Consider the following 18,633-nt stretch of genomic DNA (forward strand, 5'->3'; position numbering starts at 1 on the left):
TATAAGAAGCCAGTTATGATAACGATTGATGGTGGTGCTCAACGTGTCCGAGGATATCGAGGCGAAGATTCGCCGTTTGAGGGAGCTGGGTAAAGCCAGCGCCGAACCAGAGCCCCCCGTGGCCCCCAAACCCGCCCCTGCTAAAAAACCCTCCCGGAGACCGCGTTCGGTTGGTAGTATCCGCGAGAAAGAGCGGAGGAAGAGGATCCTAATAGGAGTTTCTATCGTGATAATTGTGCTAATTCTGACATCAGTTGGCGCCTACATTTATCTCCAAAACCGTGCCGCCGAGGAACTTACCAACGCCAGAAACAAAAAACTGGCCGAGGTTAACCTCTACTTCAAGCCCGATATATTCAACAATACCAACTGCTCCCCCAAAGCCAACGCTATCAAATCCCAGCTGCTCGACCAAATCCTTCACGCCAAATCCGTTGATGAACTCAATGCCGTTGATGTTAAGGGGAGCTATGACATTGCGTTGCGTGAGTACAATTCGTGTATCGATGAACTCCATCGGGTGGAGCTGGAGAAGCAGCTGAACCGGACAAAGGAGCAGAAATTAAAACTCCTTGAGCTTGAGTTCCAGCCGCTTCTCTCGATGCCCCTCCCGGATGACATCCGCACCAAAACTGTAACGTACATGAACGACCTCAAGGAGCGCGTCATGTCCGCCACCAGCGTTGATGAGGTCAACTCCATAAAGGCCGACCCGTACCTCTTGGAGGTGTGGAGGGACTACTACTATTGGCGTATTGACGCCCTCCCCGGACAGGATGTGATACTTGAGTACGGCGACTCCAAGAAGATGGTCACTAAGGCTGATGCCAAAGCTGTGTTGGGAGGCATTATGGACTATAAGGAGCTTATGAAGTACAACGTCGTGAAGGTTGAGTGGGTGGAGATGTCCCTTGTCCTCCCCAAGAGAAACATAAACGGTGCGTTCCTTTCGCCGGGTGACAGAATAAAACTCTTTATCCAGGGTCAGAACACAACGACGGTTGACGGGTACTTTGAGCTTGTCCTCCTGCCGGTTCAGTCAGGTTCGATATCGGTGAGTGAGTCCCAGAGTCAGTCAAGTTCCTCCTCCACTTCCTCATCGACCACTTACAGTGAGAGCCACTCCTCATCCGCTTCCCCGGGTGGAGCCTCGATATCTGACAGCAGCAGTGCGAGTGACTCCGTCACCAACAGCCAGTCAGTGAGTCAGAGTTCGTCTGGCAGTTACTCCTACAGCGTGAACCTGGCGGAGATACTCAAAGCAATAGCTGCCGGTAAGATACAGGCCAGCGAGGAGGTTAAGCAGCAGCTCAGTGCGTACGGATGGAAGGTTCTTGACCTCGAGAAAGACACGTCATTGGAGGCCATTGACCACAACACCCAGCTGCTCGTTATAGTCAAAGTTCCCTCGATATTTGTCCCGGACGTGCTGGCCAACCAGAACTCCCTTTACCTTGTCAGAGTATCGACGTGAGGTGATAGCCGTGAAACGCCCCGCGGCATTTCTTTTACTTTTCATTTCGTTATTTGCGGCTCTGCCTGGCCACTATCAAGTGCGGGCCGCAGGCACACTCCAGGGTGATGTTCTAATCGACCTTAACGTTACCCTTGTAAACACCGCCCCGTTTCCCAAGTTTCTTGTTCTCAATCCCGCGTACAATATAACCGTTTACCGGCGCGGGAACAATGAGACGGACCTTGGGTTCTACATAGATAAGGGAATGAACCTTAACTACAATCCTGGCATATGGATTATGCCGTACGAAACCGTTGTGATAAACGTCAGGGTCTCCAAAACCGAGTCATACTCTCTCCCGTCTATTACGTGTGGGGGAACCGATGGTACCTCCATCGGCTGCGGTGTTGTTGTGCCTCCTCTCCTTAACTCCCCATCCCAGCTCTCGGCGCTCTCAATGTTCCCACTCGTCGATGGACACATCCGTATTCTGGAGTACCAGGGAGTCGTTAGGTTCAACGTGTACTCGGGGGATGAGGGTACGTTCAAGAAGTTCTTTGCCGTTACCGTCCCGGTTGTGTTCGTTGATGGGAGGATGTACGACTTCACTCCGAACTACACCATGGACTACAGCGAGTATGTGGACGCACTTTTTGAATACACCGGAACAGGGAGGCGCTCTGTGAACGTAGAAAACAGCGTTCAGATGCCGCAGGGGATGTTCCAGCTCACTCCAACGCTTCTTACCGGTGTCAGTGTTGGAATGCCAGGTCAGGTTCTCCCGTCGAATGAATCATACGAGTTGCCTGTGTGGGTCGTCACAACGGGAACCGGTGTGGAGATAACCTACCGTGTTGAATGGAGCGCGGGGGGGCTGTAAAAGTTGGCGTTTGATGACGAGAAGAAGAAAAAGCCCACCTCCTGGATAGATGAAATCCTGAACGGTGAGGATGACCTACTGGAGAATATGCTGACCTCCAGCAAAAAGACCGCTCCTAGGGATGAAAAAAAAGAACCTGAGAGAAAGAAGTCCGGTGAAAAAGAGGCCCCAGAGGCCCCGTTCCCCATTGCGGGAAGTGGGGGTATAGACCTTCAGGAGATACTCAGCAAGCCCACCACTCCCGAGGAAGCCGCTCAGAGTCGCCCCACAGGGGCGGACCTTCTGGGGGAGATTTTCTCCACGGCACCGCCGAGGGAGGAGCCCAAGCCCAAGGCGAAATCCACATCACCACCCCCCTCAACCCTTCAGGATATATTGAGCACGTTCCCCCCCGCGGAGGAAACAAAGTACGTTGGAAAGGCTGAGGTTCTCGATGCCTATGGTAACGTTCGCATTTTGCGGGTTAAGGGGGAACCCGTCCCGATATATGAAATACGTCTCCCTAAACTCAGCAGAGAGGAGGAGGAACTTCTCCGCCTCATAAAAGAACGGGCAATAACGGAGCTCCAGATAGACCCCACCGCCTTTCCAAATCCGGAGGAACGGAGAAGGGTCTTCATGAACGCCATCAGGAAAATGCTGAAGTCTGCGGCCCCCCACTTCTCGGAGGGCAGGATAGAGGTACTCGCCGACATGATAGTTCAGGTCATGATAGGCTACGGCAAGCTGGATCCCCTCGTCCGCGACGACAACCTTGAGGAAGTCATGGTCATAGGAACCAACAGGCCGGTTTACGTCTGGCACAGGCGCTTTAACATGTGCAAGACCAACATCGTGTTTGAGGAGGAGAAGGAGATACTGAACATCATCGAGCGCATAGCCAGGGAGGTCGGCAGGAGGATAGACCAGCAGAGTCCCCTCCTTGATGCCCGTCTTCCCGATGGAAGCCGTGTGAACGCGACAATCCCGCCGATCAGCCTCGACGGCCCGACGATAACCATCCGTAAGTTCAAGAAGGATCCGCTCACCATCATAGACCTCATCAAATACGGCACTATGAACACCGACATAGCGGCCCTTCTCTGGATCTTTGTCGATGGACTTGGTGTCAAGCCCGCCAACGTCCTCGTCGCGGGTGGTACTGGTTCTGGTAAGACCACCACCCTCAACTCACTCGGGATGTTTATTCCACCGAGCGAGCGCGTCATCACCATAGAGGACACCGCGGAGCTCCAGCTCCCGGTGGAGCACTGGGTGAGGCTTGAGACGAGACCGCCCAACGTTGAGGGCAAGGGCGAGATAACAATGGACGATCTCGTAAAGAACACCCTCCGTATGAGGCCGGATAGAATCATCGTTGGTGAGGTTCGTGGTCCCGAAGCGAGGACGATGTTCACGGCAATGAACACGGGACATGATGGCTGTATGGGTACAATCCACGCCAACAGTGCCCGCGAGACAATAATACGCCTTGAGAGCCCTCCCATGTCCGTTCCGAGGATTATGATTCCGGCGCTGGATATAATCATCATGCAGGTCAGGTTCCACAGCAGAAAGAAGGGCACCATAAGGCGCATCACGGAGATAGCGGAGATATCGGGGGTTGAGGGAGAGAGCATACAGCTCAACAAGCTCTACAAGTACGATCCTGCCAAGGACGAGCTCGTATCAACGGGCGTCCCCAGCAGAACCCTCAATCTCCTCGCCCACCACACGGGAATGAGCGTCTCCGAGCTGGAACTGGAGAAGGAGAAGAGAAAGATAATCCTTGACTGGATGATTGAAAGAGGCATCAGGAGCATCGAGAAGGTTGGCTACTACATCAGGCAGTTCTACATAGACGAGGAGTCGCTTCTGAAGAAAATCGAAGCCGAGGGCAGCACTGAGACGAGCAGGCAGATAAGGACTTTGATTTGAAGGTGATGTCGATGGGGGTCTTCGATGCGTTTGTCAACTTCCTCGAGCGCCTCGGGGGAAAAACTATCGAGGTTGCGGAAAGGCCCGTCAGAAGGATACCGGAGGGCAGGTCAGTTCAGGAGAGACTGAAGGCCCTCAAACAGCTCCAGAAGGAGATGGAAACTGAAAAGCGGGAGGAGGAAAGGGAGAAGCAGCTTGAAGAAATTCTGGAGTGGCGGAAGCAGGAAATACAGCGCCCGTTCTCTGACAGGCTTGCGGATGCCATGCTGCGCTACTTTAAGGGTCCCATAGAGTCCCTTACTAAATCCCTCCGGGGCCTGGATGAGGACCTTTACCGTGCCAGCATGACAACGCCCAAGGAAAAATACACCGCCCTCATACTCCTGGTGGCTATTTTCTCCGCGGTGTTCTCTGCCCTGTTTGGATATCTGCTCTACCTGACACCCGATATAATAGTCCTGCTGTCGGTCCTTGGTTTTATCGGTGGATTCATGTACATGAGGCACTACCCCCGCATGGTGTGGAAGAGACGCGTGGTGGAGGTGGAACGTGCCCTTCCCTACGCCCTCAGGCATATGGCCTCACTGCTCAGTGCCGGCGTCGGTATCGCGGAGGCCATGCTTTCGGTGTCCAAGGCTGACTACGGCCCGATCTCCGAGGAGTTTGAGTTTATACTGATGGAGATGAGGGCGGGTTCTTCCTTTGAAGACTCCCTATCCAAGTTTGAGCAGAAAATGGCGTCCGAAAGCGTTAGCAGGGTGGTTAAGCAGATACTGAGGGCGGTCAAGTTTGGCGGCAATCTCTCCGAGATACTCTACAAAATGGCGGAGGATTTCTCCTTTGAGTACCGGATGAAGCTGGTTGAGTACGTCCAGAAAGTCAACGGTATATCCTTCGTCTACATGTTCCTTACCATCGTCATGCCCACGATGTTCGTGGTCGCTATACTGGCGGGTTCCATCATGTCCAAGCATCTCGTCATGCCCCCAGAGGCCCTCGCGGTGATACTGCTCTTCGCGTTTCCGGGGGTGTCGTTCATAATCATAAGCATGATCAAGAAGGGAGAACCCAGGTGATCCGCATGCCCCGTGGAATAACGTCTCTGCTGGTCTCTGCGTTTCAACGGATCCTTCCCCAGAAGTGGGTGAAGCGTTATGAGATATTCATTTATTCGGCGGGATTGAACTTCCTTGCTGTTGAGTATCTGGTTATCTCCATCCTGTTCGGTATTATTGGTGCGCTCCTTGTGGAGATGGTGTCCACATGGCCCTACTCTGTGGCCGCGTTCATTGCCCTCTTCCTTAGTATGGCCTTTGGGTATCCCTATTGGAAAGTCATGAAGCGTGTTGAGGAGATGGAGAAGAACCTTCCCGATGCGTTTTTCTACCTTGCCAGCTCACTCCGTGCTGGAATATCCTTCTCGGAGGCGCTGGAGGAGCTTACCACGGCCAAGTTCGGGGCATTGACTGATGAGTTTAAGAAGACCGTGGCGGAGATAAAGAAGGGCCGTCCCACCGTCGATGCCCTCAGGGCCTTTGCAATTCGGAACAGAAAATCGGTGGTCCTGTACAGATCGATGATGATTATCATTGAGGCCCTAGAGCGCGGTGCCCCTATGAGCGATGTTCTGGTCTACGTCGGCAACGACGTGAGAGAGATACTCAGAATCAGACAGGAGCGCAAGGCTTCCACGGGCATGCAGATGATGTTTTTTATAATAACCAGTGGATTCATAGGTCCCATGATACTCGCGGTCGTTTATAAGGTCATGGAGACAATGGGAACGGACATGGTGGTGCTCCCGGTTGACACTATCAAACTGATACTCCTGGGCTTCGTTGTCATTCAGGCTTTTATCTCCGGCCTTGGAATTGGGGTAATAAGAGAAGGAAAGTACTCCGCTGGGCTTAAGTACAGCCTCATGTTGATGCTTGTGGGTGTGGCCGTCTATCAAGGCGTCTCGTCACTCAACATCAGCGGTGGCTTCGGACTCTGAGTCCTTCCCCTTTTCTATCTCCACTATCTCGACCTCGAACACAAGGGTCTTTCCGGCGAGCGGGTGGTTGAAGTCGAGGCTGACGCTCTCTTCCCCGACTTTGGCTATCTTTGCTATCCCCGAGTCGGTCATGACGTACATGCCCTCGACCGGTTCCATCCCTATGTTGGTGAACTCGGTGAGGGGAACGTCTATGACCAGCTCCGGGTTGGGCATACCGTAGGCCTTCTCCGGCGGAATCGTAATGGTCTTCTTTTCGCCAATCTCCATCCCAATCAGCGCCTCGTCGAGGCCGGGAATTATCTCGCCGACACCGACATTGACGCCGAGCGGGCCGTACTCCCTCTCCTCGACGTATATCTCGTTTTCCCTGGCGATGTCCTCGTAACTCGTGTCAAAAACTTCACCGTTCTCAAACCTGCCTATGTAGTGGAACACCACAAAATCTCCAGCTTCAATCTTCATTTCCTTCAACTCCAAAACTGTCTTCAAGGGGGGTTACTCCCGCGCCTTATAACGCTTTTGGTGTCCCTTTCGGAAGGCACGACAGGTATATAAGGATGTTGCACTATATAATGCCGGTGATTGACATGGGATACCTTTCTGACATGCTGAGTAAGGAGTATGGAAACCTCGAAGTTAGGGAAGTCTACTCCACGAAGCTGGGGGAGACGGATGTGGAGATACTCGAGGCCTCTGTGGAGGGGGAGAAGTTCATCGCAATGTTCCAGAGCGTTCCGGTTAAGGAGAACCTCTACAAGTGGTCGATAATCATAACCAGCGCCCACAACACCCGGACACTTAAGGGAATGGACACCTTGGATGGCATAAAGCTGGCCCTCAAGTCGAGCATAGACGCCATGATGGCGGGGATGGGGAAGGGGTGACCCCTCACTCCTCGGGCAGGATGTAGTACACGTAGTGCGGCCTGTTGGTTATCTCGTCTATGAAGACGACGGTTCCCGTCTTTGGTGGCTTGAGGTAGTGGACTTCCCCTTTCTTCGTCGTCACCGCCGCGAAGGCGTCTCCTCTCCTCACACGGTTGCCAACGTTGGCTATGATGGTCTTTGTATAGCCCTCCACGGGGAGGATGAGCAGCTCGTCGCCCTTCTTCAGGTATATCCTGGTCCTCCCGTCGGGGAGAATTAGTATCGCGTCGGCGAGCATCCTTCCCTCCGTTCCGTCCACGTAGAGGTAGAACCTGTCGTAGACCTCCTTCGCCAGGAACTTCGCCCTCTCTGCCTCCACGAAGTCGGGAACCCCTTCACCCTTTTCCAGCCAGACCTCAACGCCCCCATGGATTATCGCACAGTCCCTGGTGACCTTTCCGCCTTTGATGCACTCCTCCGCGGGAGCCTCCACGTAGAGCCTCGGCATCTTCTCCATGCTACCACCCAAGGTTTACCTCGGGGTAAAAGCTTTTAAACCTGCCCTTCGTACTACTCTTGATAAAAATGTCCATCAGGGTAAAATTCGCAGCACTCTACACCCTGCTCTTCACATTGATGACCCTTATGATGAGCTACAGCGTTAAAAACTCCGGACTTCAGCGGAGTGAGGCCCCTTCTTTCGGCGTTCTGCTGCTCGCAATCGTTGCCGTTTCCCTGCTGGTCATCTTTCTTGTGCTCCTGAGCTGGAGGGACCTCTCCCCGGGCAGGACGGAGTACCCTGTTCACGTCAGGTCTTACCTGCTGGCCTGGGCGCTCGCGATAGCCGGTGCGGCCGGGATACTCTACTACATCGGCCGCTCGAATCCCACTCCCCCCGTGAACTCCACCCTCAACTCATCCCTTAACAGCACGACGGCCAACGGCAGCGTTGTCCCTCCGGCCCCGATTTACCACAATGAGACGGCCTCCAGCGCCCCATCGACAGGGATTCCCTCGAGCTACATCCTCTATGGCGCGGCGCTTCTGTTCCTCGCCGGGCTGTCCTACTTCGCCGTAACCTATTACCGCGAGGCCCTCAGGAGGAGGAAGCTCAAGGAGATGAGGCTTAAGGCCGAGCTTTTCGACAGGAAGGTGGAGGAGCTGGGCCTGGACATGTTCAGCGACCCCGGAGAGGCGGTTGTCGGGATATACAAAAACGCCGTCCTCTGGCTCGAGATACTTGGCGTTCCCTACCGGGAGAGCTGGACCCACTGGGAGCACGCGGAGAGGGTTCAAATTTTCAGGGAGCCGTTCAGGGGCATAACGGAGCTCTTTGAAAAGGCAAAGTACGCCCCGGAGAAGGTCACGTGGGAGGATGCGGAGAAGGCGCTCGAACTTTACAGAAAGATGAGGGGTGCTGTGGATGAAGTTTCATAAGGTCCTCCTCGTCATAGGCTCCGTCCTGGTGCTCGCGGCCACACTGGCCGGCTCCTACCTGGTCAGGTGGCTGGCCGTTCTCTTCCTGGGGGCAGTGATGGCGTTCTTTCTGTTCGGTGTCGAGATGAACGTGGCGAGGCGGAGGCGGGACCGCGAACAGAGGGTTGAGAGGAAAACAGACGTGGATAGAACCGTTTCCCTCCTCCGGAAGGCCAGAACCGGCAGGGTCGCCCGCTCGCTGGTGGAGGAGAAGATAGCCGAAATCTACGCCACCCTGTCCGATGACTACAACTCAATCTATCACTCACTCCTCACGGACCCGAACGACGCTATAAGAACGCTCCGCTCGGAGGGGGATTTTCTCGACAACCTTGAGAAGGCCCTTAAGATTGTGGAGGCTGATTTGGATGAAAGTGGAGGAGATACACGAGAAAGGTAACGCCGTCCTTGGGGAGGTAAGGAAGGCGATAGTTGGAAAGGACGAGGTGCTGCGGCTTATCCTAACCACGATACTCGCCGACGGCCACGTCCTGCTGGAGGACCTGCCGGGGCTTGCCAAGACCCTGATGGCCAAGAGCTTCGCCAAGGCCCTCGGCGTCCAGTTCACCCGCGTCCAGTTCACGCCCGACCTGCTCCCGAGCGACATACTCGGCGTTTCGGTCTTCAACCAGAAGACGCTCGAGTTCGAGTTCAGGAAGGGGCCGGTCTTCACTAACATACTCCTAGCGGACGAGATAAACCGCGCCCCGCCGAAGACGCAGTCCGCTCTACTCGAGGCGATGCAGGAGAGGCAGGCCACGATAGAGGGGAACACCTACTCACTGCCCAAGCCCTTCATCGTCATAGCCACGCAGAACCCGATAGAGCAGGAGGGAACCTACCCGCTCCCGGAGGCCCAGCTCGACCGCTTCCTCGTCCGCCTCCGCGTCGGCTACCCCTCGAAGGCGGAGGAGATAGAGATACTCCGCAGGAGAATGGCCAGGAAGAAGGAGGAACCGGACGTTCGGACGGTTTTGAGTGCGGAAGAGGTCGTGGAGATGCAGAGGGCGGTCGAGGAGGTCTACGTCAGCGACGCCATACTTGAGTACATAACCGACATCGTGACGGCCATCAGGGAGGACAAGAAGGAGATAGAGATAGGTGCCTCCCCCAGGGGAAGCCTGGCCCTGCTCAAGCTCTCCAGGGCCTACGCAGCCCTCAACGGAAGGGACTACGTTATTCCCGACGACGTTAAAGCCGTTGCCGTTCCGGCTTTGAGCCACAGGCTCATCCTCAAGCGTGAGCTGTGGTACACCAAGGTGAGCCAGGAGAGCATAATGGGGAAGCTCCTCGAGCGCGTTCCGGTTCCTAAATTTGAGTGAGGTGAAACGGTGCAGCCGGTTCCAAGAACTCCAACACCCGTTGAACTTGGGAAGGGGCCTGCTGAGGACGCCGGGCCAGAGGGGAGAATGGTCCCAACGGAGAAGGCTGAAGAGCTTTTCCTGGCCCTCTGGCTTCTTGTCCTCATCGCTTTCCTTCTGCTCCGCTGGGAGCTGGTTTACCTTCTCCTTCCGGCTCTGTGGCTCGTCTTCGTTGCGGTGTTCTTCTTCAAGCCTAAGATGATGGTGGAGCTGGAGCGGGTCGTCCCCCACAACCGCTTCCTCGAGGGCACTGAGATTGAGATAGTGCTCAAAATAAGGGCCGGTGAGAGGATTCCGAGCCTCAAGGTGAGGGAGGACCTCCCAGAGGGGCTCGAGCTGATAGACGGGAGAACCGAGTGGGTGCTGTCACTCAGAAAGGGCGAGCTGAAGGAACTCCGCTACCGCGTCCGCGTTAAGCGCGGAATCCACGAGTTCAACTGGGTCGAGCTGAGCTACCGCGACCCCTTCGGCTTCTTCCACTTCACGAAGAAGTTCGACCTCTACACCGAGCTCATAGGAGTTCCCATAATAGAGGACGTTCCCACGCCCTACTCCACAAGGGGAACCAAGATAACCGTCGGCTCCCTGCCCAGTCCAAGGGTCGGCGAGGGCGTTGAGTTCCACGCCATCAGGGAGTACCAGCCGGGGGATCCGCTCAAGATAATCAACTGGAAGGCCACCGCGAGGACGGGAAAGATAATGGCCAACGAGTACGAGAGCGAGCGCAAGGTGGACGTGATATTCATCGTCGATGCCTCCTACACCGGGGAGCTGGTCTTCGACAACCTCATTCGAGCGGCCGCTTCGCTCATGCTCAACGCCCTGAACAGCGGAACCAGCTTCGGTCTCCTGCTTGCGGAGGAGGTTCCCCTCTGGGTCCGCCCGGACTACGGCAAGAGGCACTTCTTCAAGTGCATCGACTTCCTCAGCACGGCCAGGCCGGACAGGAACAACATGATAACCTACCAGGTCGAGCACCTGATACGCTCACGCTTCCCGCCGAGGGCACAGCTGGTTTACTTCTCGCCCCTCCTCACGGAGGAGAGCAGGGAGGCGCTCAGGATAATGTCATCCTTCGGCTACAACGTCGTCGTTATAAGCCCCGACCCCTACACCGCAGTTGAGCCAAAGAGCCGCGAGGAGGAGCTGGCGCTGAGGCTCCTGAGTCTCCGGAGAAGGGCGATACTGCGGAAGATGGCGGGCTATGGGAGGATAATAGACTGGGACGTCAGGAAGCCGCTGAAGGCTGCCGTGGCGGAGGTGGCTGTGGTATGAGGATAAAAAGAAGGCTCTACTCCCTTGCACCGCTAGTTTTGCTCTTCCTCCTGCTGGCCCTGATCGACCGCCGCACTCTCCTCCTGCTCCCCTTAGCTCTAATGGGCCTTCAGTGGTACTTCATCGGCTCCCTCTTTTTCATCTCCGTGGGCGCGTTCCTCATCTACACCCGCACCGGCGGCTTCTACGGCCTGGCGGTTATGGCCCTTGCCCTTCTGGTCATAGAGATGGCCCACCTCGACAGGGAACGGGCGCCGCTGGAGCACTACGCCGTCCTTCTGGCGGCGATAGCTCTCGCCTTTCCCACATACCTGCTGATGTTTTCCCTGTCGCCCCTCCTGCCGAGGCTCGAGGTCACCGCTTTGGCCGCTTTCCTGCTGGTTGTGCTCTACGTCTTCGTCAGGCTCGCGACCGATTAGATGCTCCAGCTCCCCTTTTTCTTCAGAACCTCCCTCGCCCGCTCCAGTCCGAGTTTTACGCAGGTCTCCAGGGGCTCTCCCCTGGCGTAGCCAGCCAGAAAGCCGCCGGCAAAGGCGTCCCCTGCGCCTGTGGGGTCTACGATTTCGTTTTCACTTATGGGGAGCGCCGGAAACTCCCTGAACTTCCCATCGTAGATGAGAACTCCCCTCTCGCCGCGGGTTACGACCACGATTTCGGCGCCCCATTCGTGGAGGGTCGCCGCGGCCTCTTCGACACTCTCCGCGCGGGTCATAACGAGGGCCTCCCTCTCGTTTGGGAAGATGACCTCGGCGCGCGAGACCACCTTCCTCATGAGGTCCGTTTTCTCCCGGTAGTCGGCCATGTACGTCGGGTTAAAGTCCAGGCTCGTCCTCTTCCCTTCGAGCCTTCTGAGGGCTTTAAGCTGTTCCTCTGGCGGGATGGGTGCGATGTGAAACAGCTCCGCCCCCAGGTATTCCTCTGGAATCGGGGTCTCGCCCATCCTCCTTGCGACGCCCATCTCCACGGGGGCGTCCACGCTCCCCTCCTCGTGGTAAATCATGTAGATGTGGATGGTCTTCCCCGGCAACACCTGGACACCCTGCACATCGAGGATGGAGGCCAGCTTTTTCATCCATTCTCCTGGAAAATCCTCCCCCACCTTGGTCACGAGGCCCACTTTTGCGCCGGCCAGGGCGGCGGAGGTGGCCACGGCGGCCGCCGCTCCGCCCGGCATGTTCACCCTTCTCCCGTTGGGAAAGACTATTGTGTCTATAGAGACGTGACCTATGACGACGAGCTCGATCATTTTATCACCCCATCTAATTCTGGACACTGTGTCATTGAAGTTGACCCATTTATGTTGCCCCTGGTTTTAAGCCAAGCGGTGGGTATGTGAGGTGGTAATGGATTACCACCCCTATAATTTCAACCTATTTTGGAACTTTTAGGACGTTTTTAATGGTTTTGTTTAACGAATAGGTTTTTATATGGCCGCTTAACTACTCGCAGTTGGTGATTCCTTATGTCGAAGTTTGGTCTGTGGTGGGTTCGATGGGACGAGAATCTTAGAACTTACGCCTCGAGGATGACCCTTGGAGGAAAACGGCCAACTTCTTACGATGAAGCCGCCCAGTGGTTCAAGAACAGGGGTTTTGACAGGGTTGTTTTCCTCGGTGGAGAAGGGAGGGGAATCAACTATACCGGAAACGGTTATGATGATGGGCTTCGCATGGCTTTGTGGCTCTCATCAAGGATTGGCAGCATGAATTACTATGTGCCGATCCCTTTCTACAAGCATGGGAGTAAAAAACCGAGGGATAACCCGTCCAAGGGATTCAATAATTCCTACTGGAAGGACTGGATTGACGGTGTCCTTAGTGTCGTTGACAGCAACAGGCTCGGCTTCTACTGGAGTTACGAGAGCCCTCTTCAAACCGGCAATTATGGCAAGAACGTCTCCAAGGAATTCATTCAAAAGATGTCCAACTACGTTCACGACCACGAGCAGGAGCTGATTTGGATTCCTACGATTGGGAACAGGGCTATGAAGGGGATAACGAACTCTGACTATGTTACTATTCCCACTCTTGCGGAGTATTTTGACCACGTGTTCGTTCAGCCCCACTACTATCAGACTACCAAATTAGACGATGGAAGTGATTATACTTTTCAGGATTTGGTATCCCGCGTGGAGTGGATGCTAAACCATGGGCTTTCCATTGAGATGGAAGCCGACAACAGCATAATTGGAGAACCGAGCAACTGTGCGTACTGTAAAAGCACTCAAGGATGGTGGGAGAACGGCACTTTTCATGAAAAAGTCGGCTGTGATGAAACACCCACTCCAGAAACAGAAGAAAAGTGCATTAACCGTGCCTGTGACTACTATAAAGCCCTCCTCGAAGTAAGCCCCAGTGCATTCTCAACCAGGGCCTACTACTTTGGTACCGATTTGAAAGTCATAGACAAGGTGAGAGAAAGATGTCAAGACTGGTAATCCCCATCGTCCTCCTCCTTTTCCTCGCCTCTCCGGTTTCGGCAATCTATAATGTGGACCTCGGCGGTTTTCTCTATGAGGTTAGATACTCTGTCATCTCAAACGGGACAACTGCTCTGATTAACGTCGAGGTTGGTAATTACGGCGTTTTCTGTGGCATGGACAGTTGCTCGGCCGAAGTTTACCAAGTTTATCAGTATTTGCTGTTCTTCAACGGTTCCCGGCTTTATCTCCTGAACCTCACTTCCCTTGTGCTCTCAACCCTTCCTTCTTATGCTCCGGCACCTGTAAGTGAAGTGGGTTTCCTTATAGATGAAATAAATTACATAAACGATTCCTGGCATGTTAACATGAAGGTTTTTGTCTACTCAAAGGAAATGGGGGATGGCGTGAGTTTAAGCTACATCTACAAACTTGATACAAAAAACTTCTGTGCTGAGAGTGTCAATGTAAGTTTGGCGGAGTTTCCAATAATAAGAAGGTTTTCTCCTCTAAGAGACACTATTAATGGCTGGAGGATTGAAATTCCAGAGAAGTTCAGGGCCAAGCACGTCTTCATCAACGGCACATGGGTTCAGGTTAGCAATGAGACTGCAGTGAGGATACCTCCTTCAGCAGATTTCTTCCTCATTGCAAACTCGAGCGTTGCCAACGGGTCATACTCAGTTCCTTGGCTTCTGTCAAATCAACGCCCAGTAATTGCAAACTGGACCCAGTTTCCGGTTTATTTTGTGCTTAAAAAGGACAGTCAGGTAAAGAACGTTACCATCCTCTACATCAACACCACGAACACGATAAACGGCTACTGGTTCCCCGACAGCGTTAGGATTGTGAACGTGACTATCTGCAAAAGAGCAACCAACACCCCAACCAGCACGACCACTGGGATAGAAACGACCCCAAGAAGCAACGCAACGAAAACCAAAACCAAGGGCATCTGCGGGCCCGGATTCATGGTTTTGCTTGCGATCGTTGGTCTTCTCGCAGAAAGAACACGTAAGAGGGGGTAACAATGTCCAGACTGATGAGTTATCTTTCCTTCCTCGTGCTGGCGCTCCTCCTGTTCTTCCCCTTGACCTCGGCCCAAGAGGTTTACGAGGTTAAGTATGCGGTGATGTCCAACGGAAGCGACGCACTAATTCCCCTTCAGATTCTCACCTACGTTCCCTACTGTCCCCCACTGTCCGGAATCAACTGCGCCAACGCAACCACCGGGGAGGTTCTTGGGGGAGAGGAACATCTCTTCTACTTCAACGGCTCCCAGCTCTACTTACTTAACTTCACCCCCGCGTTCAGAGCCCTTTACCCAAACTATAGCACTCTCCTTGACCAGTCCAGGGCCCTTTACCACTACACTCTCGGCCAGTCTCTTAATGGTGCGCGCTTCATAAACGGGAGCTGGTACCTGGACCTCACGTTCTACCCTCCGATGACGCATGTCCATGGCATCTACCTCTTCAATCCAAAAAACTTCTGCATTGAGCCGGTCAATGTTAGCTGGCTTAAGCTCCCAGGGGGAAAAATCAGCAACGAGATAAACGGCTGGCGGATTGAGCTTCAGTCCCCGAGCTTTCAAAAATGGGACTACGTGAACGTGAGCGACGTGTGGGTCACGATGAGCGAGAACGCGCTGAGGTGGTCTCCTGGCCCCACTGAAGTCGTCAATTCGAGCGTTTTTCCGATTTACTTCCTCCTCAAAAAGGAGGGCCACGTGAAGAACATCACCCTCGTTTACCTTAACATGAACGTTACAAGGGACGACTTCGTCCCGCCGAACACCCCCGTTCCAGGCTACTGGTTCCCGGACAGTGTTAAGATAGCCAACGTGACGGTCTGCGAGAAGGCGAGCACGAACACTGGCAAGGCGGGTGAGAACGTCACGGCAAATTCAACGGACACTCCCCACACCACACCAATCAAAACCACTCCCTCTCATCCCCCCAGCACAAAAGAAAACAGCAAAATCTGCGGGCCGGGGCTTGTAACCTTGCTTGCCGTGATCCCAGTGCTCATGGGGAGGTTAAAAAGACGGGTGGAGTGAATCATTCCAGCCCTCGTTTAGATGGACATCGAAAAGATTAAAAGAACTGCCCCCGAAAATTCTTCAAAGTGATACGGGGTGATTGCCATGGAGAGCGTCTTCCAGAACGAGACGGTAAAGGAGATTCTCGGCAAGTACCGCAGGATATGGGCGATAGGCCACGCCCAGAGCGTCCTCGGATGGGACATGGAGGTCAACATGCCCGGGGAGGGAATCCTCGAGCGCTCCGTGGCCCAGGGCGAGCTTTCCGTTCTCAGCCAGGAGTTTCTGCTCAAACCGGACTTCGTCGAGCTCGTTGAGAAGGCCAAGGGGATTGAGGATCTCAACGAGTACGAGCGCGGTGTCGTTCGCGTTCTGGACAGGAACATACGGATAAGCCGCTCCTTCCCTCCCGAGTTCCTCAGGGAGATGAGCGAGGTCACGAGTCAGGCCACCAAGGCCTGGGAGGAGGCCAAGAAGAGCGACGACTACTCCAAGTTCGAGCCCTGGCTGGACAGGATTATAGACCTCGCCAAGCGCGCCGCCGACTACCTCGGCTATGAGAACGAGCCCTACGATGCACTGCTCGACCTCTTCGAGGAGGGAACCACCACCAGGGACGTCGAGCGCATGTTCGACAGGCTGGAGAAGGAGCTGAAACCGCTCGTTGAGAAGATAATGGAGGAGGGCAGGGTTCCGAGAGAGCACCCGCTTGAGAACGAGCACTATGAGCAGGCCCAGATGGAGAAGGTGAACCGCTGGATCCTCGAGAAGTTCGGCTTCCCGCTCGGCGTCCGCTCCCGCCTGGACGTCTCTGCCCACCCCTTCACAACAGAGTTTGGAATAAGGGACGTCAGGATAACCACCCGCTACGAGGGCTACGACTTCAGGAGGACGATTCTGAGCACCGTTCACGAGTTCGGGCATGCCCTCTACGAGCTCCAGCAGGACGAGAGGTTCATGTTCAGCCCGATAGTCGGTGGCGTCAGCCTTGGAATCCACGAGAGCCAGAGCCGCTTCTGGGAGAACATCATCGGCCGCTCGAGGGAGTTCGCGGGACTCATTTACCCGGTCCTGAAGGAGAACCTGCCCTTCATGGCAAACTACACGCCGGAGGACGTTTACCTGTACTTCAACTTAGTTAGGCCCGACTTCATAAGGACCGAGGCGGACGTTGTCACCTACAATTTCCACATACTCCTCCGCTTCAAACTCGAGCGCATGATGCTCAACGAGGGTGTTAAAGCCAGAGACCTCCCCGAGCTCTGGAACGACGAGATGGAGAACCTCCTCGGCATAAGGCCCAAGACCTACGCAGAGGGCATCCTCCAGGACATCCACTGGGCCCACGGTACGGTCGGCTACTTCCCGACCTACAGCATAGGAACGCTCCTCTCGGCGCAGATATACTACCACATGAAGCGCGACATCCCGGACTTCGAGGAGAAGGTGGCCAACGCGGAGTTCGAGCCGATAAAGGCCTGGCTCCGCGAGAGAATCCACAGGCACGGAAGCATCTACCCGCCGAAGGAGCTTCTCAGGAAGGCCATCGGCGAGGAGCTGAACCCGGACTACTTCGTAAGGTGGGTGAAGGAGAGGTATCTGTGATTTCTTTTTTAACCCTCCACACCTCTTTTTAGGAGCTTAAACGGTTTCCGCTATTCTTTCCACGTTTCAATAACCTTCCTTATTGCTTCCTGAAACTCATTCTCACCTGGTTTGTTTGGGAATACCAGCTCTATCACAGTGTATCCCTCACGTTCGAGTTTGTGCTTGTAGTGAGCCGACATTTTTTCAATCGCCGCCACAATAAACTCGATGTTCCCAAAAGTTTGGGGGAACTTGGCTCTGTACTCTAGGAGCTGTTTTAGGTCGCTCTGGGTCATTTCGACCTTCGCGTCTATTAAAACTGCCTTATCCGGTGGATTTTCGAGGATATTCCCTCTTGAGCGATACTCTCCTTTGAAAACCATGATGTCGGGTTTCACGTAGATTCTTTTGGATGAACGCAACGATGCAATGACTTTCATAGCTCCAGCATAATTTCTGGGGAGTTTCACTCCGATAAGTTTCTCGGCTTCTTCATATTGACCGTGTGCTATCCTATTTGCGGCCTCGTCAATTACCAGCCAGAAACAGCCCCACACTACCTTGGTCCAGTCCTCTATTGAGAACTGGTACCACACAGTAACCGGTGGATTTAAATTGCTTTCCACCAGTGTTGGCCAATCCTTGTGCGTTATCTGGAGTGTCCTCTCCTCTGGAGGTTCGTTGAGCACGGAGTCAATAACGAGCATTAGGACGTAGAGCTCGTGGGCGAATCTTATTTTCTCCTTTAATGACCTTGTTCTGCTCCTTAGATTTGGGAAGACCAGCGAGTTGAACTTTGCCAGTTCGGGGTCCTCGTGGACTTCTTCACCCCTTGCTCCCCTTATATAAACCTCCAGATCCAGCTTCTTTTCTATCTCCCACACCCTCTCGATGAGCGGTGGAACTTTTCTCTCGTATTCGTTGAGGGCCTGATACTCGCTTCCAAGGATTTCAAATTCGTATCTTCCAAGAATTTCTCTGTTTCGGGAGAGCTCCTGACTGATAGTTTTCGTCTGGAGGTTTATCCTGTAAATCTTGGGGTAGAAATGCCCTCTGTTCGAGAAACTAAACTCAACGAGTTCAATTTCTTCTCCAAAAACCTTTTCTGCTTCTTCTATCGAAATGTCATACATAATTTCCCCATCTTCCTTCCTGGAAGGTCTGAAAAGTTTGGAAATGTGCATCAGTTTGGAGTCCCTGACGATGTAAGTGTAATCCCCTCCCCTGGAGCTTTTGTGGGTTTCTTTCACTATAAGCTGGTCATCTTCTAACTTGATGACCATCATAGCCCACCATTTTGGCTAATGTGTAATAATTTTTAACGTTTTTTACTGGGGGAATAATGCTTAAATATGA

General features: G+C 53.9%; 19 protein-coding genes. 15 read left to right on the forward strand and 4 right to left on the reverse strand.

Annotation, left to right across the window (positions count from 1 at the left end):
* Positions 1 to 28 precede the first annotated feature (28 nt).
* From FPV09_RS09070 to FPV09_RS09090, 5 genes are all read left to right on the forward strand, one after another.
* Positions 29 to 1,474, forward strand: a complete 1,446-nt coding sequence (locus FPV09_RS09070; protein WP_246112258.1) for a DUF515 domain-containing protein — start codon at positions 29 to 31, stop codon at positions 1,472 to 1,474.
* Between the two features lie 79 nt (positions 1,475 to 1,553).
* Entirely contained in the window at positions 1,554 to 2,336 is a 783-nt protein-coding gene (locus tag FPV09_RS09075; RefSeq protein ID WP_148883157.1) for a hypothetical protein, read from the forward strand.
* Positions 2,337 to 2,423: 87 nt separating this feature from the next.
* Positions 2,424 to 4,253 (forward strand): CpaF family protein, encoded by a 1,830-nt coding sequence (locus tag FPV09_RS09080; RefSeq protein ID WP_246112344.1) that lies wholly within the window; start codon positions 2,424 to 2,426, stop codon positions 4,251 to 4,253.
* A gap of 11 nt (positions 4,254 to 4,264) precedes the next feature.
* Complete coding sequence (locus FPV09_RS09085) at positions 4,265 to 5,329, forward strand: type II secretion system F family protein (RefSeq protein ID WP_148883159.1); 1,065 nt, start codon at positions 4,265 to 4,267, stop codon at positions 5,327 to 5,329.
* A gap of 5 nt (positions 5,330 to 5,334) precedes the next feature.
* Positions 5,335 to 6,249 (forward strand): type II secretion system F family protein, encoded by a 915-nt coding sequence (locus FPV09_RS09090; RefSeq protein WP_058939281.1) that lies wholly within the window; start codon positions 5,335 to 5,337, stop codon positions 6,247 to 6,249.
* Here FPV09_RS09090 and FPV09_RS09095 read toward each other — a convergent pair.
* Positions 6,217 to 6,714 (reverse strand): FKBP-type peptidyl-prolyl cis-trans isomerase, encoded by a 498-nt coding sequence (locus FPV09_RS09095; RefSeq protein ID WP_148883160.1) that lies wholly within the window; start codon positions 6,712 to 6,714, stop codon positions 6,217 to 6,219. The two genes, FPV09_RS09090 and FPV09_RS09095, sit on opposite strands and share 33 nt — an antisense overlap.
* A gap of 125 nt (positions 6,715 to 6,839) precedes the next feature.
* On the opposite strand from FPV09_RS09095, the gene FPV09_RS09100 reads away from it, so the two are divergent.
* The gene (locus tag FPV09_RS09100) at positions 6,840 to 7,136 is read left to right on the forward strand and encodes a hypothetical protein (RefSeq protein ID WP_148883804.1); all 297 of its coding nucleotides are present in this window, start codon (positions 6,840 to 6,842) and stop codon (positions 7,134 to 7,136) included.
* 4 nt (positions 7,137 to 7,140) lie between these two features.
* Here FPV09_RS09100 and FPV09_RS09105 read toward each other — a convergent pair whose 3' ends face one another.
* Positions 7,141 to 7,635, reverse strand: a complete 495-nt coding sequence (locus tag FPV09_RS09105; protein WP_148883161.1) for a DUF2118 family protein — start codon at positions 7,633 to 7,635, stop codon at positions 7,141 to 7,143.
* 68 nt (positions 7,636 to 7,703) lie between these two features.
* Between FPV09_RS09105 and FPV09_RS09110 the strand changes: the two genes are divergently transcribed.
* Genes FPV09_RS09110 through FPV09_RS09130 form a run of 5 tightly spaced genes read left to right on the forward strand, consistent with a single transcriptional unit; the run spans position 7,704 to position 11,649 of the window.
* Complete coding sequence (locus tag FPV09_RS09110; RefSeq protein WP_148883162.1) at positions 7,704 to 8,555, forward strand: DUF4129 domain-containing protein; 852 nt, start codon at positions 7,704 to 7,706, stop codon at positions 8,553 to 8,555.
* Positions 8,542 to 8,994, forward strand: a complete 453-nt coding sequence (locus FPV09_RS09115; protein ID WP_148883163.1) for a hypothetical protein — start codon at positions 8,542 to 8,544, stop codon at positions 8,992 to 8,994. Before FPV09_RS09110 ends, FPV09_RS09115 begins: the two co-directional genes overlap by 14 nt.
* Positions 8,963 to 9,916 carry an AAA family ATPase gene (locus tag FPV09_RS09120; RefSeq protein ID WP_148883164.1) on the forward strand — a complete coding sequence of 318 codons (954 nt, stop codon included), beginning with the start codon at positions 8,963 to 8,965 and terminating at the stop codon, positions 9,914 to 9,916. Before FPV09_RS09115 ends, FPV09_RS09120 begins: the two co-directional genes overlap by 32 nt.
* A 9-nt stretch (positions 9,917 to 9,925) precedes the next feature.
* Complete coding sequence (locus FPV09_RS09125) at positions 9,926 to 11,230, forward strand: DUF58 domain-containing protein (protein WP_148883165.1); 1,305 nt, start codon at positions 9,926 to 9,928, stop codon at positions 11,228 to 11,230.
* A complete protein-coding gene (locus FPV09_RS09130; protein WP_148883166.1) occupies positions 11,227 to 11,649 on the forward strand; it encodes a hypothetical protein in 423 nt (140 codons plus the stop codon). Before FPV09_RS09125 ends, FPV09_RS09130 begins: the two co-directional genes overlap by 4 nt.
* On the opposite strand, the gene FPV09_RS09135 is transcribed toward FPV09_RS09130, so the two are convergent.
* Positions 11,646 to 12,476, reverse strand: coding sequence for a carbohydrate kinase family protein (locus tag FPV09_RS09135; protein WP_148883167.1), 831 nt, complete (start codon positions 12,474 to 12,476; stop codon positions 11,646 to 11,648). The genes FPV09_RS09130 and FPV09_RS09135 overlap by 4 nt on opposite strands.
* 216 nt (positions 12,477 to 12,692) lie before the next feature.
* On the opposite strand from FPV09_RS09135, the gene FPV09_RS09140 reads away from it, so the two are divergent.
* The 4 genes from FPV09_RS09140 to FPV09_RS09155 all read left to right on the forward strand — a co-directional run bounded on the left by FPV09_RS09140 (position 12,693) and on the right by FPV09_RS09155 (position 17,295).
* Positions 12,693 to 13,667 (forward strand): DUF4855 domain-containing protein, encoded by a 975-nt coding sequence (locus tag FPV09_RS09140; RefSeq protein WP_148883168.1) that lies wholly within the window; start codon positions 12,693 to 12,695, stop codon positions 13,665 to 13,667.
* On the forward strand, positions 13,652 to 14,677 hold the full coding sequence (locus FPV09_RS09145; RefSeq protein ID WP_148883169.1) for a CGP-CTERM sorting domain-containing protein: 1,026 nt from the start codon (positions 13,652 to 13,654) through the stop codon (positions 14,675 to 14,677). The genes FPV09_RS09140 and FPV09_RS09145 overlap by 16 nt, the downstream gene beginning before the upstream one ends.
* Before the next feature lie 2 nt (positions 14,678 to 14,679).
* Positions 14,680 to 15,708 carry a CGP-CTERM sorting domain-containing protein gene (locus FPV09_RS09150; protein ID WP_148883170.1) on the forward strand — a complete coding sequence of 343 codons (1,029 nt, stop codon included), beginning with the start codon at positions 14,680 to 14,682 and terminating at the stop codon, positions 15,706 to 15,708.
* Between the two features lie 87 nt (positions 15,709 to 15,795).
* Positions 15,796 to 17,295: a carboxypeptidase M32 gene (locus tag FPV09_RS09155; RefSeq protein WP_148883171.1), complete on the forward strand. Its 1,500-nt coding sequence runs from the start codon at positions 15,796 to 15,798 to the stop codon at positions 17,293 to 17,295.
* A 50-nt stretch (positions 17,296 to 17,345) separates the two neighbouring features.
* Here the strand turns inward: FPV09_RS09155 and FPV09_RS09160 are convergent, their stop codons facing one another.
* Positions 17,346 to 18,563, reverse strand: a complete 1,218-nt coding sequence (locus tag FPV09_RS09160; RefSeq protein WP_148883172.1) for a hypothetical protein — start codon at positions 18,561 to 18,563, stop codon at positions 17,346 to 17,348.
* Positions 18,564 to 18,633: the final 70 nt, after the last annotated feature.

The sequence above is a fragment of the Thermococcus aciditolerans genome (assembly GCF_008152015.1).
Taxonomy (GTDB): Archaea; Methanobacteriota_B; Thermococci; order Thermococcales; family Thermococcaceae; genus Thermococcus; species Thermococcus celericrescens.

What these genes read in the sequence shown, in the direction of transcription:
- FPV09_RS09070 (WP_246112258.1), top strand. Translation starts at nt 29, where the DNA reads ATGGTGGTGCTCAACGTGTCCGAGGATATCGAGGCGAAGATTCGCCGT.
- FPV09_RS09080 (WP_246112344.1), top strand. Translation starts at nt 2,424, where the DNA reads ATGCTGACCTCCAGCAAAAAGACCGCTCCTAGGGATGAAAAAAAAGAA.
- FPV09_RS09085 (WP_148883159.1), top strand. Translation starts at nt 4,265, where the DNA reads ATGGGGGTCTTCGATGCGTTTGTCAACTTCCTCGAGCGCCTCGGGGGA.
- FPV09_RS09090 (WP_058939281.1), top strand. Translation starts at nt 5,335, where the DNA reads ATGCCCCGTGGAATAACGTCTCTGCTGGTCTCTGCGTTTCAACGGATC.
- FPV09_RS09095 (WP_148883160.1), bottom strand. Translation starts at nt 6,714, where the DNA reads ATGAAGATTGAAGCTGGAGATTTTGTGGTGTTCCACTACATAGGCAGG.
- FPV09_RS09100 (WP_148883804.1), top strand. Translation starts at nt 6,840, where the DNA reads ATGGGATACCTTTCTGACATGCTGAGTAAGGAGTATGGAAACCTCGAA.
- FPV09_RS09105 (WP_148883161.1), bottom strand. Translation starts at nt 7,635, where the DNA reads ATGGAGAAGATGCCGAGGCTCTACGTGGAGGCTCCCGCGGAGGAGTGC.
- FPV09_RS09110 (WP_148883162.1), top strand. Translation starts at nt 7,704, where the DNA reads ATGTCCATCAGGGTAAAATTCGCAGCACTCTACACCCTGCTCTTCACA.
- FPV09_RS09115 (WP_148883163.1), top strand. Translation starts at nt 8,542, where the DNA reads ATGAAGTTTCATAAGGTCCTCCTCGTCATAGGCTCCGTCCTGGTGCTC.
- FPV09_RS09120 (WP_148883164.1), top strand. Translation starts at nt 8,963, where the DNA reads ATGAAAGTGGAGGAGATACACGAGAAAGGTAACGCCGTCCTTGGGGAG.
- FPV09_RS09130 (WP_148883166.1), top strand. Translation starts at nt 11,227, where the DNA reads ATGAGGATAAAAAGAAGGCTCTACTCCCTTGCACCGCTAGTTTTGCTC.
- FPV09_RS09135 (WP_148883167.1), bottom strand. Translation starts at nt 12,476, where the DNA reads ATGATCGAGCTCGTCGTCATAGGTCACGTCTCTATAGACACAATAGTC.
- FPV09_RS09140 (WP_148883168.1), top strand. Translation starts at nt 12,693, where the DNA reads ATGTCGAAGTTTGGTCTGTGGTGGGTTCGATGGGACGAGAATCTTAGA.
- FPV09_RS09145 (WP_148883169.1), top strand. Translation starts at nt 13,652, where the DNA reads ATGTCAAGACTGGTAATCCCCATCGTCCTCCTCCTTTTCCTCGCCTCT.
- FPV09_RS09150 (WP_148883170.1), top strand. Translation starts at nt 14,680, where the DNA reads ATGTCCAGACTGATGAGTTATCTTTCCTTCCTCGTGCTGGCGCTCCTC.
- FPV09_RS09155 (WP_148883171.1), top strand. Translation starts at nt 15,796, where the DNA reads ATGGAGAGCGTCTTCCAGAACGAGACGGTAAAGGAGATTCTCGGCAAG.
- FPV09_RS09160 (WP_148883172.1), bottom strand. Translation starts at nt 18,563, where the DNA reads ATGATGGTCATCAAGTTAGAAGATGACCAGCTTATAGTGAAAGAAACC.